At 39.0% G+C, this 19,773-nt stretch carries 20 protein-coding genes; all 20 read left to right on the forward strand.

The features are described 5' to 3' along the window. Nucleotides 1–1,893, forward strand: a complete 1,893-nt coding sequence (locus DLM76_RS18660; RefSeq protein WP_241548301.1) for an N-acetylneuraminate synthase family protein — start codon at nucleotides 1–3, stop codon at nucleotides 1,891–1,893. Then, complete coding sequence (locus DLM76_RS18665; RefSeq protein WP_118966159.1) at nucleotides 1,890–2,477, forward strand: D-sedoheptulose-7-phosphate isomerase; 588 nt, start codon at nucleotides 1,890–1,892, stop codon at nucleotides 2,475–2,477. The genes DLM76_RS18660 and DLM76_RS18665 overlap by 4 nt, the downstream gene beginning before the upstream one ends. Continuing rightward, complete coding sequence (locus DLM76_RS18670) at nucleotides 2,474–3,331, forward strand: class I SAM-dependent methyltransferase (RefSeq protein ID WP_118966160.1); 858 nt, start codon at nucleotides 2,474–2,476, stop codon at nucleotides 3,329–3,331. The genes DLM76_RS18665 and DLM76_RS18670 overlap by 4 nt, the downstream gene beginning before the upstream one ends. Nucleotides 3,332–3,339: 8 nt before the next feature. Continuing rightward, nucleotides 3,340–4,176, forward strand: a complete 837-nt coding sequence (locus DLM76_RS18675) for a sugar phosphate isomerase/epimerase family protein (RefSeq protein WP_206610260.1) — start codon at nucleotides 3,340–3,342, stop codon at nucleotides 4,174–4,176. After that, a complete protein-coding gene (locus DLM76_RS18680) occupies nucleotides 4,176–4,883 on the forward strand; it encodes an acylneuraminate cytidylyltransferase family protein (RefSeq protein ID WP_118966161.1) in 708 nt (235 codons plus the stop codon). Before DLM76_RS18675 ends, DLM76_RS18680 begins: the two co-directional genes overlap by 1 nt. A 105-nt stretch (nucleotides 4,884–4,988) precedes the next feature. Further along, nucleotides 4,989–5,885 (forward strand): aminotransferase class IV, encoded by an 897-nt coding sequence (locus DLM76_RS18685; RefSeq protein ID WP_206610261.1) that lies wholly within the window; start codon nucleotides 4,989–4,991, stop codon nucleotides 5,883–5,885. Between the two features lie 41 nt (nucleotides 5,886–5,926). Further along, nucleotides 5,927–6,670 carry an SDR family NAD(P)-dependent oxidoreductase gene (locus DLM76_RS18690; RefSeq protein ID WP_241548302.1) on the forward strand — a complete coding sequence of 248 codons (744 nt, stop codon included), beginning with the start codon at nucleotides 5,927–5,929 and terminating at the stop codon, nucleotides 6,668–6,670. A 5-nt stretch (nucleotides 6,671–6,675) separates the two neighbouring features. Continuing rightward, complete coding sequence (locus tag DLM76_RS18695) at nucleotides 6,676–7,500, forward strand: SDR family oxidoreductase (protein WP_118966247.1); 825 nt, start codon at nucleotides 6,676–6,678, stop codon at nucleotides 7,498–7,500. Then, the gene (locus tag DLM76_RS18700; protein ID WP_158586402.1) at nucleotides 7,497–9,275 is read left to right on the forward strand and encodes an LIC12162 family transferase; all 1,779 of its coding nucleotides are present in this window, start codon (nucleotides 7,497–7,499) and stop codon (nucleotides 9,273–9,275) included. Before DLM76_RS18695 ends, DLM76_RS18700 begins: the two co-directional genes overlap by 4 nt. A gap of 169 nt (nucleotides 9,276–9,444) precedes the next feature. After that, nucleotides 9,445–10,104, forward strand: a complete 660-nt coding sequence (gene pgl, locus DLM76_RS18705) for a 6-phosphogluconolactonase (RefSeq protein WP_118966248.1) — start codon at nucleotides 9,445–9,447, stop codon at nucleotides 10,102–10,104. Nucleotides 10,105–10,161: 57 nt separating this feature from the next. Beyond that, complete coding sequence (locus tag DLM76_RS18710; protein ID WP_118966165.1) at nucleotides 10,162–10,797, forward strand: SIS domain-containing protein; 636 nt, start codon at nucleotides 10,162–10,164, stop codon at nucleotides 10,795–10,797. Between the two features lies 1 nt (nucleotide 10,798). After that, nucleotides 10,799–11,563: an HpcH/HpaI aldolase family protein gene (locus tag DLM76_RS18715; protein ID WP_118966166.1), complete on the forward strand. Its 765-nt coding sequence runs from the start codon at nucleotides 10,799–10,801 to the stop codon at nucleotides 11,561–11,563. Between the two features lie 26 nt (nucleotides 11,564–11,589). Continuing rightward, nucleotides 11,590–12,342 (forward strand): 3-deoxy-manno-octulosonate cytidylyltransferase, encoded by a 753-nt coding sequence (kdsB, locus tag DLM76_RS18720; RefSeq protein WP_118966167.1) that lies wholly within the window; start codon nucleotides 11,590–11,592, stop codon nucleotides 12,340–12,342. 8 nt (nucleotides 12,343–12,350) lie between these two features. Beyond that, nucleotides 12,351–13,379, forward strand: a complete 1,029-nt coding sequence (locus tag DLM76_RS18725) for a Gfo/Idh/MocA family protein (RefSeq protein WP_118966168.1) — start codon at nucleotides 12,351–12,353, stop codon at nucleotides 13,377–13,379. 15 nt (nucleotides 13,380–13,394) lie between these two features. Then, a complete protein-coding gene (locus DLM76_RS18730) occupies nucleotides 13,395–14,159 on the forward strand; it encodes an inositol monophosphatase family protein (protein WP_118966169.1) in 765 nt (254 codons plus the stop codon). A gap of 272 nt (nucleotides 14,160–14,431) precedes the next feature. Further along, nucleotides 14,432–15,082: an acyltransferase gene (locus tag DLM76_RS18735; protein WP_118966249.1), complete on the forward strand. Its 651-nt coding sequence runs from the start codon at nucleotides 14,432–14,434 to the stop codon at nucleotides 15,080–15,082. Between the two features lie 29 nt (nucleotides 15,083–15,111). After that, nucleotides 15,112–16,074, forward strand: a complete 963-nt coding sequence (locus tag DLM76_RS18740) for a class I SAM-dependent methyltransferase (protein ID WP_118966170.1) — start codon at nucleotides 15,112–15,114, stop codon at nucleotides 16,072–16,074. Between the two features lie 42 nt (nucleotides 16,075–16,116). Beyond that, complete coding sequence (locus DLM76_RS18745) at nucleotides 16,117–17,115, forward strand: phosphoglycerate dehydrogenase (RefSeq protein ID WP_118966171.1); 999 nt, start codon at nucleotides 16,117–16,119, stop codon at nucleotides 17,113–17,115. Beyond that, nucleotides 17,108–18,997, forward strand: a complete 1,890-nt coding sequence (locus DLM76_RS18750) for a TIGR04326 family surface carbohydrate biosynthesis protein (RefSeq protein ID WP_118966172.1) — start codon at nucleotides 17,108–17,110, stop codon at nucleotides 18,995–18,997. Before DLM76_RS18745 ends, DLM76_RS18750 begins: the two co-directional genes overlap by 8 nt. An 11-nt stretch (nucleotides 18,998–19,008) precedes the next feature. Beyond that, nucleotides 19,009–19,773 (forward strand): glucose-1-phosphate cytidylyltransferase, encoded by a 765-nt coding sequence (gene rfbF / locus DLM76_RS18755; protein WP_118966173.1) that lies wholly within the window; start codon nucleotides 19,009–19,011, stop codon nucleotides 19,771–19,773.

Raw genomic sequence — 19,773 nt, forward strand, 5'->3', positions numbered from 1 at the left:
ATGATACAAATTGGAAATCATTCGATCGGAAATGGAAAAACGTTCATCATTGCCGAGATCGGTAATAACCACAATGGGGATTTAAAGAAAGCTTTTGAGTTAGTCGATATCGCCGTTTCTGTGGGAGCCGATTGCGCGAAATTTCAAATGAGACATTTGGATCAGGTTTATCGAAAGCGAAGTTTGGAAAAGTCGGGAGAAGACCTTGGAACGGAATATATTCTTGATCTACTACAAAGATTCGAATTAAACAAAGAGGATCATCGGAAGATCGCTGAATACTGCCAAAAAAAAGGAATTTTGTATCTCTGTACGCCTTGGGATCCTGCCAGTGTTTCTGTATTGGAATCTTTTCCTGTACCCGGATATAAAGTCGCTTCTGCCGATCTAACGAACGTCTTTCTGTTAAACGCTCTCGCCGAGACGAAAAAACCTTTGATTCTTTCCACCGGAATGAGTAGAACAGAAGAGATACTGTTTACGAAACAATATCTGGATTCTAAAAATGTGCCTTTCGTTTTTTTACATTGCAACAGCACGTATCCCGCACCGTTACATGATATTAATCTTAAATGGATGAATCAATTGAAGGAATTTCATCCGTATTTCGGTTATTCGGGTCATGAAAGAGGAATTGCCGTTACTTTAGGCGCAGTTGCATTGGGGGCGATGGTCATTGAGCGTCATCTCACGTTAGATCGAAAAATGGAAGGTCCTGATCACGCAGCAAGTTTGGAAGAAAAAGAATTCAAAACTTTGATTGAAGGGATTCGAGATATCGAGCAGGCGATCGGAACTTCGAATTACGAAAGAGCGTTGAGTCAAGGGGAGATGATCAATCGCGAAAATTTAGCCAAAAGCCTCGTGGCCGCTAGAGATTTAAAGAAGGGGACCATATTAACACAAGACGATATTCGTGTGTTAAGTCCCGGTCAGGGACTTTCGCCGCAGAGCTATGAAAAATTGTTAGGTAGATCCTTACGAAGAGAAATGCGTGCGGAAGATTTCTTCTTCCCGTCGGATCTTCAGGATATCCGAATTGAACCGAAACAGTATAAATTCTCACGCCCTTGGGGAGTCCCGGTGCGCTATCATGATTTTATCGAATATTATTCGCGGGTGAAACCGGACTTATTCGAATTTCATCTTTCCTATTCCGATATGGAACTGAATCCTTCGGATTTCTTGAAAGGAACGTACGATTGTGATTTCGTGATGCATGCCCCTGAGCTTTTTCAAGGCAGTCATCTTATGGATCTCGCGACTCCGGATGACGATTACAGAAAAATCTCCATTCAAGAAACCCAAAGAGTAATTGATATTACTCGATCTTTAAAACAATTTTTTCCGAAAACGCATCGGCCATTGATCGTAGCTAACATTGGCGGTATCTCGATGGATGCAAATATCGATAAGAAACTCTTGCCTGATTACTATAGAAGATTCGGCGAAAGTTTAAAGGAGTTGGATACCGAAGGTGTTGAAATTATACCGCAAACGATGGCCCCTTTTCCTTGGCATTTTGGTGGCCAACGATATCAGAACATTTTCGTTCATATCCAGGAAATCGAAGAATGGTGTGCGAAATTAAATCTTCGTATGTGCTACGATGTCTCGCATACGATGCTGACTTGTAATAACTTCGGATACGATTTTTACGATTTTTCCAAAAGAATCGCACCCTTTTCCGCGCATATACATATGGGTGACGCTAAGGGATTGAACGGCGAAGGGTTACAAGTTGGAGACGGAGACATTGATTTTCCGAGGCTCGGCAAAATTTTTGCGAAATACGCTCCAAAAGCTTCCTTCATTCCCGAGATTTGGCAAGGCCATAAAAACGGAGGAGAGGGTTTTTGGATCGGGTTGGAAAGATTAGAAGGTATTTTATGACAAACATTTCCGCAATTCAAACAATCATCAAAGATTCCATTTCTACAAAGGAAAAGATTCTAAATTCTTCGGAAACTCTAAATGCGATTTACGATCTATCGCACTTATGTTTGAAATCTCTAAAGGCAGGCGGAAAGATAATTTTTGCCGGAAACGGAGGAAGTTTTGCCGATTCTCAACACTTAGCGGCGGAGTTCATCTCGCGATTACAATTTGATCGGGACCCATTGCCATCGGTAGCTTTAGGGACTAATAGCTCTTCAACAACGGCTATAGGTAATGATTACGGTTACGATCAAGTTTTTGTGCGAGAGCTGAAGGCAATTGCGAATCCGGGTGACGTATATATTCCAATTTCAACAAGCGGAAACAGTAAGAATATCTTAGAGACGATTCCGGTCGCGAAAGCAAAAGCATTGGAGATTGTCGGTTGGACTGGTCAAGGCGGTGGGAAGCTTAGTGAGATGATCGATTGTATTAAAGTTCCCTCCAGTCGGACTGAGAGAATTCAAGAATGTCATATTATGATCGGGCATATTGTTTGTGGTTTGGTGGAAACCGGATATTTCGGAAAGCAATTATGAAGATCTGTTATGTTTGTGAGAACGAGTCTTTTACTCTACGACCTGGTTCTGTTCGCGATAATTCCAAATTAGATATTTTGGAATGTACAAATTGTGGATTGGTTTTTCTTTCCGAACATACTCATATCAAAGAAACTCATTATGAAAATTCGGGAATGCATGGCGGGGAAGTTATTTCTGAAACAGAATGGTTAAAGGAAAATGAAAAGGACGACGAGAGAAGATTCCGCTTTTTAAAATCGAAATTATTGAATAAAAGATTATTAGATTTCGGTTGTGGTGTTGGTGGATTTTTATTAAAATCTAAATCCATTACTAATCAAAGCGAAGGTGTTGAACTAGAGCTTCGCCTGCAACCCTATTATTCGAAGTTCGATCTGAAAGTATGGAAAAATTTGGATGAAGTTTTGGAGTCGAAGCAGGCATACGATATCATAACGGCATTTCATGTTATCGAGCATTTAAAAGATCCTATTACGGTGATACGATCTCTGATTCAATTATTAAATCCAAATGGAGAATTGATTATTGAGGTTCCAAGTTCAAACGATGCATTGTTGACCCTGTATAAGTCCGACGAGTTCTCGCATTTTACATATTGGAGTCAGCACCTATTTTTATTCAATAATGAGACCTTTAAACGTTTAATTCAAAAGTCAAAATTAAGACTCAATTGGCTGAAACAAATTCAAAGATATCCGCTGTCTAACCATTTGTATTGGCTTTCTAAAGGCCAACCAGGCGGTCATAATGTATGGTCCTTTTTAGACAATGAGACCATTGGAAGAGAATACGAATCCCAGCTTGCATCAATTGGTCTTTGCGATACTATAATCGCATCAGTGAGTGTTTAAAGGAATATATGTATAAAAATTTGTTAGGCGTAATGCAGGGGCGATTATTACCCAAATATAAAGGACGTTATCAAGCGCATCCGATCGGTTATTGGCAGGACGAATTCAAACTGGCCGCTGAAATTGGATTGGATTGTATCGAATTTATTTTAGATTTTAATGAGTTCGTCGAAAATCCGTTGATGAGTGGATTCGGAATTTCCGAAATCGAAAAAGAAATGGAAAACTCTAAGGTTACGGTCCGATCGATCTGTGCGGATTACTTTATGGAGGCTCCTTTACATTCTTCGGATGATACAATCGTATCTCAGAGTCAATCGGTTCTGAAAACACTTCTCGATCATAGCAAATTACTTGGTGTAAAAGACATCGTAATTCCGTGTGTGGATCAGTCTTCGTTGACCAGTGAGAATGATAAAGATCGATTCGTAAAAAATCTCCAACCTTTACTTGAAGTTGCGGAAAAAACGGAGATTAATCTTTCGCTTGAAACAGATTTAGCGCCTGAGCCTTTTGCAGAACTCTTGGCTCGATTTACGTCGAATCGAGTGACGGTCAATTACGACATTGGAAATAGCGCTTCGTTCGGGTTTGATCCTCAAAAGGAATTGGCCTGTTACGGATCCAAAATTTCAGATATCCATATTAAGGATCGAGTATTAGGAGGAGGTTCGGTGATTTTAGGAAGCGGTAACGCAAACTTTGATCTTTTTTTTGAAACCCTTCGCGAATTTAATTACGAGGGGCCTTTCATTATGCAAGCGTTTCGTGACGATGAAGGTCTCTCCATTTTTAAGACTCAATTACAATGGATCAAAAGTAAAATTGAGGAATTTAGAAAGTAATGAATACAGTTGCGATAATCCTTGCGCGCGGCGGATCCAAGGGATTGCCAAGAAAGAATATTCTGAATTTTAATGGGAAACCATTGATTGGATGGACGATAGAACAATGTTTGAATGTAAAAGGAGTTCATTCCGTATGGGTAAGTTCTGATAGCGAAGAAATTCTTAAGATATCAGAAAAATTTGGAGCAAAAATTTTAGAACGCCCTATCGAATTTGCAAATGATACTGCAACGTCCGAATCTGCTTGGATACACGCGATTGAGACCGTCGAATCAAAATTGGGACGGGTAGACGTCGTAGTCGCTCCACAAGTGACTTCACCTCTTCGAGAGAGTTCGGATATCGAAAAGGCCCTTGCCCTTTTTCAAGAGAAGGGTTACGATTCAATGTTTTCGGCTAGTGTCGCTGAAGATCTTTATTTTTGGGAGAAATCGCAAAGCGGCGAACTCAATAGCGTAAATTACGATTGGAAAAATCGAAAACGTAGACAAGACCATTCTCCGCAGTACATAGAAAACGGATCGTTTTACATTTTTACGCCGGACACGATCCGTAAGAATAACAATCGTTTCGGAAGCAAAATCGGAATGGTAGAAATGGAATTTTGGAAAATGTTTGAAATTGACTCAGCTGAAACTTTCCAGCTTTGTGAAGCCATCATGAATAATTTTTTAATCACTAAAGTAAAAAAAGAGAACATATAAAATATGAATCAACCAAGTAATCAAGAAAGCGGAAGAGTTGTCTATTTTAACGGGCAGCTCGTTCCTGAATCCCAAGCAAAAATATCCATTTACGATTCCGCTCTCATGTTCGGCGATATGGTTTTCGAAATGACCAGATCTTTCAATAAAAAGCAGTTTAAATTGCGTGAACACTTGGAAAGGCTTTATGCTGGGGTGAAAATTCTTCGTATCCCGCTTTCTATTTCAATCGAGGAGTTGGAAAAAAAATGTTACGAAACGATTGAAGCCAATGATTCCCTCTTTGCCACGGACGACGAACATCGTCTCATGATCGACGTTTCCAGAGGAACTCTTGGGATTTATCAAGGAGTGCAAGGACTTCATAAGGGGCCTAACGTCATCATTGCGGATTTTCCTCTCCGTTGGACTGTAGCTTCGATGGGTAACCTTTTTGAAACTGGAATAAATGCAGTGATCACGTCGCAGAGAGCCATCCCGGGCACGTTACTGGATCCTAAGATTAAGAACAGAAGTAGAATTCATTATCTAATGGCGAATATCGAAGCTTCTATGATCAGTGGAGATAATAATTGGGCGCTACTACTTGATCCGGACGGATTCGTGGCGGAAGGTACGGGAGATAATTTCTTTATTATAAAAGATAAAACGATCATTTCGCCAGAAGGAAGAAACATTCTACGCGGAATTTCCAGAGAATACGTGATGCAAGAATTGAGTTCTCAATTGGGTTATAAGGTCGTGGAAAAAAACTTCGAACCTTATGATGTATATACTGCGGACGAAGCATTTATGACGGGCACTCCATTCTGTATGCTTCCGGTTACTCAGCTCAACGGAAATCCTATCGGTAAGGGAATTGTAGGGGAGCGATTTACGGAGATTCTGAATCAGTGGTCAAAAAATGTTGGAGTGGATGTCAAAAAGCAAATTCAGGATTGGAACAGTAAGGATTCTACTTCGAATTCGGACGCACCAACGCCGTATCGATTTAAAAAGTAAGAAAACAAAAATTGGAACTAGGTCTACGAAATAAACGAGTATTGATAACGGGTGCAAGTAAAGGAATCGGACTTGCTACCGCTAGGTCTTTTTTAAGGGAAGGGGCTCGTGTGGTGTTGCTCGCGCGATCGCAGTCGTTATTGCAATCGATAAGCGACCAACTTTCAAAAGAATTTTCGATTTCAAATGTGATTCCGATTTCTGCAGACGCTACAATTCCTGAAGATTTGATTCGTGTGCGAAAAAAAATCGAAGAAACGATTGGCGGATTAGACATTCTGATCGCAAACGTCGGAGACGGTCGAAGTTCGGCAGATCCACTTCCTAAGTCCGATGTTTTCGCTCGTTCATGGGCGATCAACTTTTCATCTGCGGAAAATACTGTTAGAGAGTTTCTCGAATCTTTGGAAAAATCTGAAGGCTCCATCCTTTTTATTTCTTCCATCGCGGGAATAGAATCCATCGGTGCTCCGACGGATTATTCCATAGCAAAATCGGCTTTAATCGCATTATCCAAAAATCTTGCACGTAAGTTGGCCCCTAAAATTCGGGTTAACTGCGTGGCGCCGGGGAACGTATATTTTCCCGGAGGAAGCTGGGATGAGAAAATACAAAAGGATCCGGAAAGAATTGCAAAACTTTTGGAAATGACCGTGCCAATGAAACGATTCGGCAAACCGGAAGAAATCGCAGACGCAATTTTGTTTTTAACTTCAGATCGGGCAAATTTTATAACGGGCTCTTGTTTGGTTGTCGATGGGGGGCAAACGGTTAGTTTACATTGAAAGATATGGATTCATTATTCAGTTTAAAAGATAAAGTGGTCGTGATCACCGGCGCGGCAGGGTTGCTCGGAACTAAGCATGGGGAAGCGATTGCGAGTAGAGGAGGAATTCCTGTTCTCTTAGATATCAATCGTTCCTCTTTGGAAAAGCTAACAACGGATTTGAAGGGCCGTTTCGGAATCCAAGTTCATGGATTTCAGGTGGACATTACGAAAGAAGAAGAGGTTCAAAATTGTTCCGCCGAAGTTTTAAAAATATACGGAAAGATCGACGGGCTTATCAATAACGCAGCGAACAATCCGAAAATAGAAGATTCCTCTGAGAAAAATTTCTCACGGTTGGAAAATTTTCCGACCCAAGTTTGGATTTCGGATTTGGCGGTCGGTTTAACGGGTGCTTATCTATGTAGTAAGTATTTTGGATACGCCATTTCGCAAAATGAAAATGGCGGAAGTATATTGAATATCTCGTCCGATTTGGGATTGATTGCGCCGGACCAGAGACTCTATCGGAAAGAAGGATTATCCGAAGATCTTCAGCCTGTAAAACCGGTAACGTATTCCGTCGTTAAGGCCGGTATAATCGGACTTACTCGTTACTTGGCGACCTATTGGGCTGATCGAAAAGTTCGCTGTAATGCAATCTGTCCGGGTGGAGTAGAAAATAATCAAAGTCCTGAATTTCTGAAAGAAATCGCATCTCGAATCCCACTAGGTCGTATGGCACGGCCCGATGAATATCAAGGTTTAGTTGTGTTTCTTTTGAGTGAAGGATCAAGCTATATTAATGGATCGATTATTGCAGCCGATGGTGGAAGGACCGTTTGGTGAAAAGAACTCTTATTCTCACTGCGATCGAGGAAACTTGGCCGAGTTTCGATACTCCAGTCATTTTCTTGGGAGAGTGGTGTAAGATTTATAACAGGCGCGAAGTCTGGGAAAAATACGATTCGCAAACATTTTCGTATCATTGGGATGATCGCCAAAAATTTAAGAATGATTATTTCAAATTACAGAATCTTTATGAAGACATTCTTTTACCGGAAATTACTCGAAATCTAAATCAGATTCACGGGATCGATCGGAGTTTGGAATTCTGGCGAATCGTTGTCGGTCCTTGGCTTGGGTATTTTACGCATATTGCATTTGATCGATATGAGACTGTTCGATCAACTGTAGGTCTTCGGGAAACTTTAACATTTCCTAATTTACATGATTTTGACGTTGATCAAATTACACCGAACGATTCTTCGGATTTTTTTTTGCTCCATATTATAGATCACTGGAATCAATATCTCTATGAGAAAGCATTGGAGTATCTTGTTCTTGAAATAGATAGAAAAAAAAAGTGTCTATTGTCTAGGAATCAAAATCAAAAAAGACGGAAACAAACGGTAACTGAGAAAGGTCGCGAGGTTCTAAAAGATATATTTTACGCTCTTACGTCTTTTTCCATTTCCGATACTGAAGCATATTTTATCTCCGATTATTTTCCAGGAAAGGTGTCTTTTTTGCTCCAGTTGAAATTAGGTCAAATTCCGAGACGACGAAGAAACTTGGAGCTTGAATCTTTCAAATTTCAAAAGAGCGTTAGAGACAAATGGCAAATTTCGGATTCACAACCTGGTTTCGAAGAATTTATAAAATCTTTACTTCCATTGCAAATTCCTAAAGTTTATATCGAAGGTTTTAATTTGCTTCAAGTTGAAGTTACGAAAAGAAATTGGCCGAAAAAACCTCGATTGATCTTTACAAGTAATAGTCATATCGGGAACGATTCGTTCAAACTCTTTGTGGCCGAGAAAAAGAGGGAAGGAACTCCTTTAGTTTTATCTCAACATGGGGGTTTTTTCGGGATCGGTGAACTTTCTTTTTTAGAAGATCATGAAAAAAGAATTGCTGATCGATATCTTACGTGGGGTTGGGCTGATTCGGATCAATCGAATGTGTATCCAACTGGTTGCAATAAATTAACTTCTTTTACGAAAGTCAAAACGGATAAGGATGGAGATGCTATTCTTGTTTTAAACGGAATACCGAGATATAGCTATTACATGTATAGCATACCGCAAGCCGGACAGCATTTGCTCTACATGGAAGACCAGTGGAAATTTGTTGGTGGGTTAACTCATGAAATTCGCCAAAAACTCTCAGTGAGACTTTATCCGCAGGATTATGGCTGGTGCCAGGAACTTCGATGGTTGGAACGTTTTCCTGAATTAGATTATATGAATAAAAGTATTTCTCTTGAGAAAGTTATAGATAAATATCGGATCTACATTGCAACATATAATGCGACAACTTACCTTGAATCTTTCTATCGAGATATTCCTACCATTATTTATTGGAATCCAAATCATTGGGAAATTCGAGAAGAAGCAAAGCCGTATTTTAGTTTATTGGAGGAAGTGGGTATCTTTCATTCGAGTCCTGATTCTGCCTCGAAATTCTTGAATAGACATTGGAATCAGATTGATTTGTGGTGGAATCAACGGAACGTTCAGAAGGCAAAATTGGAGTTTCTTGATCGATATTGTAAAAAAATCGAAAATCCAATTCGTGAATTCTATTCGAGATTACAATTTGAAGTTCAGAGTGAGTCTTAATCTATTATCGAATTAACAGATATTCTTCTGCGTTCCGTATAAAGTGGATAATACTTTCAAAATAAATGATCTTTCTTATAGTGTAGACAAAATAAAGCCTTGATCGATTTAAATCGAATCTTTGAGTATTGTAAAATCCTTAACTTTAACTTTAACTTTAACTTTATTTATGATTATAGTAGAATTTTCCGACGAACGTGAGTTTTTAACTCATTGTTTGAGAAAGATAAAAGAAATTTCTGATAAGAGCATTCAAGTTCAAAATTCTTTTCGTATAGTTCTGACTGGAGGGGACACTGCTAAACTACTTTACTCCCAATTGAAATATTTAGAGACCGATTGGTCTAAGTGGTATTTTTATTTTGGGGACGAAAGATGCGTTTCGATGGATCATCCCGATTCAAACGCTCTTATGGCCGATAAGAGTTTGTTTGAATTTACTCCAATAAGAAAAGAACAAATTTTTAGAATTCCAGGGCACCTTGGGGCAGAGCAAGCAGCCTTCGAATATGCAAACTCTATTCGAACTATAATTTCTTTTGATTTAGTTCTGCTGGGGTTGGGGGAGGACGGACATATTGCGAGTCTTTTTCCGGGATGTGATTTATCAACAGATAAAGATGTCTTAACAGTACATGATTCTCCAAAGTTACCAAAGGAAAGAGTGAGTCTTTCTTTAAAAAGAATGAATTTGTCGGATAATATTCTTATTATAACTAAAGGAAGAAATAAAACGGAAATTATAAGAAGGATAAAACTGGGCGAGAAGTTGCCAGTTACTTCCCTTTTGCCTAAGAAGACATTAGAGCTTTATTATTTTTCGGGTTAATCGCTTTATATTTTCTGTCCTCTCGAATTCTAAATCCTAAAAAAGGTAAACAAAGTTATGGATCTATTAGAGAAAGCAAAAGTTTTTTCAAAGTCATTTCAACAAGAATCAATCGAGGCGATTCAGGCTTTAGACTTGGAAGCTATTTCGCAAGTTGCCGTCGCTCTTTATGAAGCAAAAGAGAACGGCAAAAACATATTCTTTTTTGGCAATGGGGGCAGTCACGGAATCGCTTCTCACTTAGCCTGCGATTTTGGAAAGGGAACCAAGAATTCCGGTAAAAAAAATCAAAAGTATTATAAAGTTTTTGGTCTGGATAATGCGGCTTGGCTTACCGCACAAGCAAACGATGGGAAAGAACCGTTTATTCAAGGAAATTATCCTGGAACATATACTCACGGATATGATGGAGTATTCGTCGGTCAGATGGAGAACTTTATAAATCCAGGCGATATAGCTTTTGGTATTTCGAGTTCCGGCAACAGCCCAAATGTAATCAATGCATTGTTATTTGCAAAAGAGAAAGGCGCTAAAACGATCGCGATGGTTGGATTTGACGGTGGCCAAGCTTTGAAAATTGCAGACATGGCGTTGTTCGTACCTTCGGAAAAAGGCAAGTATGGCATTGTGGAAGGGGTTCATGAAGTAATCCATCATCTACTTTACGAATTTGCAGTTTTATTAGAAAAATAACATGAACTCAGTAAAAGAAAAACTTAATTCTGGGGGATTCACAATCGGATCCTGGATGCAAATTCCAAACACCTCTATAGCAGAAATTTTAGGGAATGCAGGTTTTGATTGGGTCGCTTTGGATCTAGAACATGGCGCTTTTAGTTTACATCTGCTTCCTGATATTTTTAGAGCAATTAGTCAAGGCGGAAGTCTTCCTTTTGCAAGAGTCGCTGAGAGTCGCCCCAAGGATATTAAGCAAGCATTGGATGCCGGAGCTAAAGGGATTATTGTTCCTATGATAGAGTCTTCGAAGCAAGTTGAGGATTTTCTAAAATGGAGCAGTTATCCGCCGAAAGGAATTCGAGGGGTCGGCTATTCTAACGCAAATCTATTTGGAAAACGCTTCGATTCTTATTCGAAAGAAATTAATTCTAATTTAGTCCGTGTGATTCAAATTGAAAACATAAAAGCTGTTAAGGAAATTGATGCGATACTTTCGGTAAAGGGAATTGATGCGATGATGATCGGACCCTACGATTTATCCGGATCAATGGGACTGACTGGTCAATTTGATCATCCTGAGTTTTTGAAAGCGATAGAGACACTCCAAAAGGCTGCTGAAAGGAATCGCGTCCCGTTGGGAACTCATGTGATCCAAACGGATTTCCAAAAGGTAAAGGACGAAATACGCAATGGTAAAAAATTCATTGCTTACTCGACCGATGCAATCATGTTAAATACACAGGCTAATCTTAATTTTAATGAATTAAATAGTTTAGAATAAGAAATCAGAGAATTTTGGAATAAGGTATGAAAACGATAGCAGTATTACCTGCAAGAATGGCTTCTTCAAGGTTTCCTAATAAACCGTTGGTAAAAATTTCCGGATTGGAGATGATTGAACATGTTCGAAGACGCGTTGAAATGTCTTCGTCCATAGACGAAGTAATTGTTGCAACTTGCGACGAGGTTATCAAACAAAGGGTGGAGTCATTTGGCGGAAAAGCGGTGATGACCTCCGACGTCCATCGAGGATGTATCGATCGGGTTGCCGAAGCTGCCCTTTATGTTAAGGGAGATATTATCCTTGTTGTTCAAGGCGACGAACCTTTGATTCTTCCTTCTATGTTGGATGATTTAGTTAAGCCGTTGTTGGATGATCCATCCATTTATTGTACTAATCTGGTTACACAAATTATTGATGAGGAAGAGTTTCAAAGTCCTAACGCCCCCAAAGTCGTAGTCGATAAGAATTGGGATTTACTATACGCATCTAGAGAGCCGATTCCTTCACGGAAAAAATATCCGAATGAAGATTACTTAAAGTTAAAACAACTAGGAGTAATTGCGTTTAGAAATGACTTTCTAAAAACTTTTGCTCATTTGGCGCCAACTCCTCTGGAGATTATTGAATCGGTGGATATGAATCGCGCCGTTGAACATGGGTATAAAGTAAGAATGGTTCTTACAGAGGGTGTGATGATCGGAGTAGATGTTCCTGATGACGTTTCCCGAGTAGAATCGGTGTTTCAAACAGATTTATTACTACCGAAATATTTATAAGAATAATTATGAATCAACTCAAAGTCGGAATCGCGGGTTATGGTGTAGTTGGAAAACGTAGACACCAATTTATAAAGCAAAATCCTAATTTAATTGTTACGGCAATCTGTGACAAGAATTTGCAGGACGGTACGGATCTATCGGAAAATTTGAAAGTATACCAAAAATTCCAAGATTTAATTCAGAAGGAAGAATTGGATATTTTACTCGTCTGTTTGACGAATGATGTCGCCGCTGAAGCAACTATTCTTGGATTGCAAAAAGGCCTTCATGTCTTCTGTGAAAAACCACCCGGTAGAAATGTTCGGGAAATCGAAAAAGTTCGCGAGGTTGAAAAACAATTTCCAAGACTCAAGCTGAAATACGGATTCAATCATAGATACCATGATTCAATTAGAGAGGCGCTAAAAATTGTAGCATCAGGTAAAATGGGAAAGGTTATTAACATTCGTGGAATCTATGGAAAATCTGCGATTGTAAATGTTTCCGATGGATGGCGAGCTAATAGGGAAATTGCAGGCGGCGGCATTTTATTGGATCAAGGGATTCATATGGTCGATTTAATTCGTCTGTTTGCAGGCGAAATGGACGAGGTCAAAAGTTATGTTTCCAATAATTACTGGAATTTAGACGTGGAAGATAATGCTTTTGCTTTGATGAAGTCTCAGTCGGGAGTGATCGTTCAATTTCAATCTACGGCAACTGAATGGAGACATCGATTTAATCTGCAGATCAATATGGGAGAAGGAAGTATCGTTCTTGCAGGGATTCTTTCCGGCTCGAAATCTTATGGACAAGAAACGCTTACGATCTATCCGAAAGATTTGGAATCCGGCGGAAATCCAAGAATTGAAACCATCAATTATCTGGAAGACAATTCTTGGAGAGATGAAATAAATGAATTCACTGATCATATTCTAAAAAGTGAATCTGTAAAAACAGGTTCTAGCTTAGATGCATATCAAACTATGAAACTCGTCTATCAGATTTATCATGCAGATCCAGTCTGGAGAGAAAAGTATCAAATAGAATTTTAATATTTTTCGATATTCATGAATCTAAAATGGAAGACACAAATTTTACGGATCGCCGAAAGTATCGCATACGAGGCCGGTCAAAAGTTAAGAAAGAGAAGTCATTCTTCTAAATTAATTCACACTTCTGATATTCATGATGTAAAGATTGGAGCTGATTTAGAGGCGGAACGTAAAATCATCAAAGGTCTTTGTAAAAATTTCGATTTTCCGATTCTAAGTGAAGAGTCGGGAGAAATGAGCGAATCCATTTTTGCTCGTTCGGATACCGAATTTAAATGGATCGTAGATCCTTTGGATGGAAGTTTGAATTACGCTAAAGGGATTCCGTTTTGCGGGATTTCAATAGGGCTTTGGAATGCCGAAAACGCAGTTTTAGGAGTTGTTTACGATATTTTTAGGGATGATCTTTATTCTGGAATCGTCGAATCTGCTGCTTGGAAAAATAGAAAAAAAATTAGAGTTAGTGCTCTAAATTTAAAATCTGAATCGGTTCTGTGTACTGGAATTCCGATTAAAGACAACTTTTCAAAAAAAAATCTGAGCTCCTTTGTCTCCGGATTTCAACACTATAAAAAAGTTAGGTTGTTAGGTTCAGCTTCCTTATCTCTATGTATGGTCGCATCCGGTGCTGCGGAGGTTTATCAGGAAAATAACATTCAGTTGTGGGATGTAGCAGGTGGAATTCCTATTGTCCTTGCCGCTGGCGGAAAAGTGGAAAGAAGAAAAACATCCGCGGGAGAATTTACTTATAATGTTTTAGCTTCGAACGGCTTGATTTGAAATGATAATTGGCCGAAAAAGAAGCTAACGATTAGTGCTCATGTCTAAGGAAGATAATACAAAAGTCTTAAGCAAAGAAACCGAATTACGATTGGAAAGAATGCTTAATAATCAGTGCAATCCTTATATTAAAATTACTTTTTACATTTTATTTTGTCTCTCTTATATTTTAAATATCGAATAGATCTCATTTGCCGAAAGCTGGACTGATCAGGTTTTGTCATATAGCGCTTAAGAATGACGTCAGAGTAAAAGGATCTAAAAAGAATATCGTGAATATCGTTAACATACTAAAAAAATACAAGCTGCGCGACTTGGTCATTTACCTGATTTCGGAACTATATTTAGTTTACGTACGATTTGTGAGTAGTTTTACATTCCTCATTAAATCCTTTATTTGGAATATTAGAATCGGCAGAGCTTCATCGGTCTTTGGGAAAGTCATCTTTTATAAATTTCCGGGCAGTGTAATTCAAATTGGCGAAAGATTTACTTCTATCAGTGATTCATTTCGTGCTAGCGCTTCTACGATTTGTGCACCTACAAGATTTAAAACTCTTTCTCCCTCTGCTCAGATTGTTATAGGGAACAACGTCGGAACGAACGGTTTGTCCATTACTGCAAGGTCTAAAAAAATAATCATAGGAGACGGGGTTATGTTTGCTCCCAATGTTGTGATTATGGATTCTTCCTTTCACGCTCTTTGGCCTCCGGAAAATCGGCTAACCAATCCGGAATTCGAATCGGATGAGGACGTTATCATTGGCAAGAATGTCTGGATTGGAAGTCAAGTGATCATATTAAAGGGCGTAAATATTGGAGCAAATTCAGTGATCGGAGCCGGAAGTGTCGTCACAAAATCGATTCCTGAAAATTGTTTGGCAGCCGGAAATCCGGCGAAAGTGATTCGGATCTTAACATAGAAACGATATATTTTTAATAGTCTTAGCAAATGAAAGAAAACGAAATACGTCCTAAAGAACTTCTCAACCGATATTTGAATCTTGTAGAGTCGGATTCAAAAAAGCTGGATAAGACGCAATTTTTAACGATCCCTTGTCCTGCTTGCGGATCCGAAAAGCACAGAAAGCATATTCAAAAAAATGATTTTGATTACGTTTTGTGCGAACGTTGCACCAGCTTATTTTGTAATCCTAGGCCTTCCGAAAGAATTTTGGAGGATTTTTACAAAACGGCAGAATCCTCCCGGTTCTGGTCGGATGTTTTTTTCCCCACGGTCGCGGAGTCGCGACGTGAAAAATTATTTAAACCGAAAGCGGAAAGAATATTCGAATATTTTAAAAAAGAAGACTTTCAGCCTTCAAAAATTTGCGACGTTGGATCAGGCTACGGCATCTTTTTGGAAGAACTTCGTCGCTTCTTCGGAGATTCCGAGATTTTTGGAATCGAACCTTCTCCGGAGATGGCTGAGATTTCCAAAAAGAAAGGAATTGAAACGCTAAACACAACAGCGGAAGGTTCCTCGGAATGGAGAGAGCGATTTGATCTGGTTATTTCTTCGGAAGTAATTGAACATGTTTTTTCCGTTTCGAAATTTATCGATTCGATTTTCAACTTGGTTAGACCTAAAGGGTATTGTTTGTTGACCGGTCTCGGTTATGAAGGTTTTGATATCCTTACCCTTCAGGGTGAGTCGAACAGTATTTTTCCACCGCATCATCTTAATTTTATGAGCGTGCGAGGATTTGAAATCGCGTTCAAAAATGCCGGTTTTTCCAAGGTGGAAGTTTTTACTCCAGGCGAATTAGATGTGGATATCGTTTTGAATAGCGCTATCGAAAACGAATTCGTACGGGTGTTGAGAGAAAGAGGAACGGATGCGATTTCCGAATTTCAATCTTTTCTAAAAAAACATAAATTAAGTTCGCACATTTGGATCTTTGCGAAAAAGTAATATTACAAATTCTGCAGCAAAATATTAGTATAACAGATTATTATGAAATTAAATAAAATCTTTATTTCTACGTATCCCTTCGGTTTTTATGATCCGCAGCCAATGGAAATTCTTAACGAAACAGGTTGGGAGATTATTACGAATCCATTGAAGCGAAAATTGACTCCTTTAGAGGTGTCTGAATTTGCGAAAGATGTCGACGGAATTATCGCAGGCACAGAGGATTTGGCGCCACTCATTCATAAGAATAAGAATCTGAAAATTATTTCGAGAGTTGGAATCGGTTTAGATTCTGTTCCGCTGAATCTGTGTAAAGAAAGGGGAATCGCCGTTGCTTATACTCCTGATGCTGTTACTATGGCCGTCGTAGAATTGACGATCGGCCTTATGGTTTCCGTGACTAGAAAAGTATTTTTAGCTCATCACGAATTGAAAGCCGGTGGTTGGTCCCGATTTACGGGAAAAAGGTTGGGTGAATCGACGATCGGAATCATAGGAGCCGGTAGAGTCGGTTTAAATGTGATTCGGATTTTATCCGAATTTAAACCGAAGATGATTTTGATTAACGATTTGAAAGATAAAAAAAAGGAAGTATCCGAGCTCTTGGATTCCAAAAAAGTTTCGTATCGTTTTGTGGAAAAAGAGGAGATTTATTCCGCTTCTGACGTCGTTTCTTTGCATATACCTCTTTCTCATAAGACTAAAAACCTCATAGGAAAGAAGGAATTAAATCTTTTTTCCAAGGATTCTTTTTTGATCAATACAGCGAGAGGTGGTATTGTGAACGAAAGCGATTTATACGATGCTCTGAAATCCAGTCGAATCGGCGGAGCTGCGATTGACGTTTTTGAAATAGAACCATATAAAGGAAATCTAATGGAGCTTGATAACATTATCCTCACTCAACATATGGGATCTTGCTCTTATGACTGTAGGCTTTTAATGGAAAGAGGCTCCGCCGAAGAAATCATTCGTTTCTTTAGAGGAGAGGCTTTGTTAAATCCGGTGCCGGCCGAAGAGTATCAAAACCAGATTGTCTAAGTCCGTTTTAAATCAAGGATCCGTTTTAATTTGGGATCTTTCAGGTCCGTGTTCTCTTGAATTTTCAGGTTCTGTTTATCTTTGGAAAGAATATTCGGAAAACGTTTCAGAAAGAAGAATTTCAATACCTCAATACGTTGACCGGAATCGGCTTCGTCTACGCGATAAATACAATTCTTTATTATATCAATTAGGTGAAATTCGATTTAATAGTAAAAGAATCGTAGATTGGCTGGAAATCCGTCCTAATTTTAGTTATTGGTGGATGACTTTGATTGTGGAAAGCAATTATGGCAAGTCTACTTTTATGACTAACTTGGTCAAATTATTGGCTTTGGAAGAAATTTTGGCAGAGGGAAATGTTTCTGAAATCTCTCTGAGCTCCCCGGACCGAAATTTGCAAAAGATCTTTCGCGAATTTTGTAAGAGAAGGAAGATTCTATTTTCTTTATATTCCAATACGGATGTTCGAATCGATTCTGTTTTTGACGTTAGGTTTATATACCGGAATTTGCCTAACTTTTTAAAAGCAGGTATAGCCTTTTTTCGCTATTTACGTTTAGTTTGGAATTTGCGAAAACAAAAAATTTCACGAGATAAAATACAAGATTGTGATCGCATCATTTTCGATTACTTTTTTCATTTGCGATTGGATTCTAAAAAGCCGGTTCTATTCGGTTCAAATTATTGGGCCGACTTGGTGGAGGTTTTTAGAAAGGCCAAAGTCAGAACGTTTTGGTCTCACATCTTCATTCCCCATCCTCAAATTCCTAATTCCCGAAAAGCTGTTTCCATTTTGAATGAATTCAATAACGATCGGAATGAAATTCATAATTTTCTGGAAGGCAATATCGATCTCATCGTAATGGTAAAAACCCTTTGGGACTATTTGAAGATCAATTTTATTCGATACTTCATTCGAAACGTTAGATTTTATTCCAAAACCGAGATCTTATCTTTTGATCTTTGGCCCATTTTGAAGCAGGATTTTTTGGATTCCTTAAGTGGTTCGACATCGATTCAGAACTTATTTCTACTCAATCTAATTGAAAAGAATTTAGAGAACGTTTCCGGAAGAAAAATAGGAATTTATCTTCAGGAAAATCAGGCCTGGGAAAGAGCGCTGATTTATTTCTGGAAGTCAAAGAATCTCGGGCCACTGATCGGTGTTCCGCACGCCACTGTGCGATTTTGGGATCTGCGATATTTTTCAGATTTTAGAAATTACAATCCAGACCTTAAAAACCCTATGCCTTTGCCTGATCACGTTGCCTTAAACGGTATCGCATCCTTGAACGCTTATAAAGAAGGAAAGTATCCGCAAGATCAGATCGTGGAAGTAGAAGCCCTGCGTTATTTGGAGATCGGACAGAATCGGACGAATACGAAGAGTCTTAACAAAAAGGATCTTACAAAAATAAAAATTCTCGTTCTTACGGACTATGTTCATAACGTAACGAAATTTCAAATGAAAATGTTAACTGATGCAATGCCTTTTTTGAATCGTAAATTCGAATTTATTCTTAAACCGCATCCCGCTTGTCCCGTTTACGAGGAAGATTTTCCTGGTCTCAATCTGACTGTTTTGGACAAACCGGTCGCGGATTTATTGAAGAATGCAGACGTCGTTTATACCAGTAACATCACGTCGGCGGCAGTCGAAGCATTTTGTTCCGGAATTCCCGTTATCTCAGTATTAGACGGCAATTCGCTGAACATGAGCCCACTCCTCGGATTGGATCGCGTCTCTTTTGTTTCAACTCCTAAGGAACTTTCGGACGCTTTACAAAGTGACTTTAACTTCTTTATAGAAAAGGAAAATACTTTTTTTTGTCTGGATAGAAGTTTAACAAAGTGGAAGAAACTTCTCGTAATCGATTGAGGTAATGAAAAATGAAAACTGTTATTTTGTGTGGAGGTCTTGGAACTCGTTTGAGTGAAGAGACTAACGTTAGACCGAAACCGATGGTTGAAATAGTCGGAAAGCCGATTCTCTGGCATATTATGAAGGGTTATGAAAAGTTCGGTTATAATGATTTTATTTTAGCGCTCGGTTATAAGGGCGAAGTAATTAAAGATTACTTTATGAACTATCATGCCCGCATGAGTGACCTGTCCATTGCGTTGAAAACTGGGAAAATTACTTATTCGAATCCGACTGCTGAAGATTGGAACGTGACCCTTGCAGATACTGGTGCATTGACCATGACGGGAGGTCGACTTCGTAGATTGAAAGATCAGTTGAAGGACTCCGGTACGTTTATGCTCACGTATGGCGATGGTTTGTCGGATGTAGATATAAAGTCGTTGGTTAAATTTCATAAATCTCACGGTAAACTGGCTACTATAACAGCCGTTAGACCTCCGGTTCGATTCGGTGAACTTTCGATAGTTGACAATCAAGTGAAACAGTTCCAGGAAAAACCTCAAGCAGGTGAAGGCTGGATTAACGGGGGTTTTTTCGTATTTGAACCGGAAGTGATCGAATACATTAATGATGATACGGTAATGTTGGAAAGGGCTCCTTTGGAAAGATTGGCAAACGACGGTCAACTGATGGCTTATCAACATAGCGGATTTTGGCAGTGTATGGATACGCTGAGAGATAAACAGACTTTAGAGGAACTTTGGAATCACGGCAAGGCGCCTTGGAAATAG

The sequence above is a fragment of the Leptospira yasudae genome, assembly GCF_003545925.1.
Classification (GTDB): Bacteria; Spirochaetota; Leptospiria; order Leptospirales; family Leptospiraceae; genus Leptospira; species Leptospira yasudae.

Excerpts from the sequence above, each read along its gene's own strand:
- DLM76_RS18660 (WP_241548301.1), top strand. The coding sequence starts at position 1 with ATGATACAAATTGGAAATCATTCGATCGGAAATGGAAAAACGTTCATC.
- DLM76_RS18695 (WP_118966247.1), top strand. The coding sequence starts at position 6,676 with ATGGATTCATTATTCAGTTTAAAAGATAAAGTGGTCGTGATCACCGGC.
- DLM76_RS18730 (WP_118966169.1), top strand. The coding sequence starts at position 13,395 with ATGAATCTAAAATGGAAGACACAAATTTTACGGATCGCCGAAAGTATC.
- DLM76_RS18745 (WP_118966171.1), top strand. The coding sequence starts at position 16,117 with ATGAAATTAAATAAAATCTTTATTTCTACGTATCCCTTCGGTTTTTAT.
- DLM76_RS18670 (WP_118966160.1), top strand. The coding sequence starts at position 2,474 with ATGAAGATCTGTTATGTTTGTGAGAACGAGTCTTTTACTCTACGACCT.
- DLM76_RS18680 (WP_118966161.1), top strand. The coding sequence starts at position 4,176 with ATGAATACAGTTGCGATAATCCTTGCGCGCGGCGGATCCAAGGGATTG.
- kdsB (WP_118966167.1), top strand. The coding sequence starts at position 11,590 with ATGAAAACGATAGCAGTATTACCTGCAAGAATGGCTTCTTCAAGGTTT.
- DLM76_RS18740 (WP_118966170.1), top strand. The coding sequence starts at position 15,112 with ATGAAAGAAAACGAAATACGTCCTAAAGAACTTCTCAACCGATATTTG.
- DLM76_RS18725 (WP_118966168.1), top strand. The coding sequence starts at position 12,351 with ATGAATCAACTCAAAGTCGGAATCGCGGGTTATGGTGTAGTTGGAAAA.
- DLM76_RS18710 (WP_118966165.1), top strand. The coding sequence starts at position 10,162 with ATGGATCTATTAGAGAAAGCAAAAGTTTTTTCAAAGTCATTTCAACAA.
- DLM76_RS18685 (WP_206610261.1), top strand. The coding sequence starts at position 4,989 with ATGTTCGGCGATATGGTTTTCGAAATGACCAGATCTTTCAATAAAAAG.
- DLM76_RS18665 (WP_118966159.1), top strand. The coding sequence starts at position 1,890 with ATGACAAACATTTCCGCAATTCAAACAATCATCAAAGATTCCATTTCT.
- DLM76_RS18675 (WP_206610260.1), top strand. The coding sequence starts at position 3,340 with ATGTATAAAAATTTGTTAGGCGTAATGCAGGGGCGATTATTACCCAAA.
- pgl (WP_118966248.1), top strand. The coding sequence starts at position 9,445 with ATGATTATAGTAGAATTTTCCGACGAACGTGAGTTTTTAACTCATTGT.
- DLM76_RS18715 (WP_118966166.1), top strand. The coding sequence starts at position 10,799 with ATGAACTCAGTAAAAGAAAAACTTAATTCTGGGGGATTCACAATCGGA.
- rfbF (WP_118966173.1), top strand. The coding sequence starts at position 19,009 with ATGAAAACTGTTATTTTGTGTGGAGGTCTTGGAACTCGTTTGAGTGAA.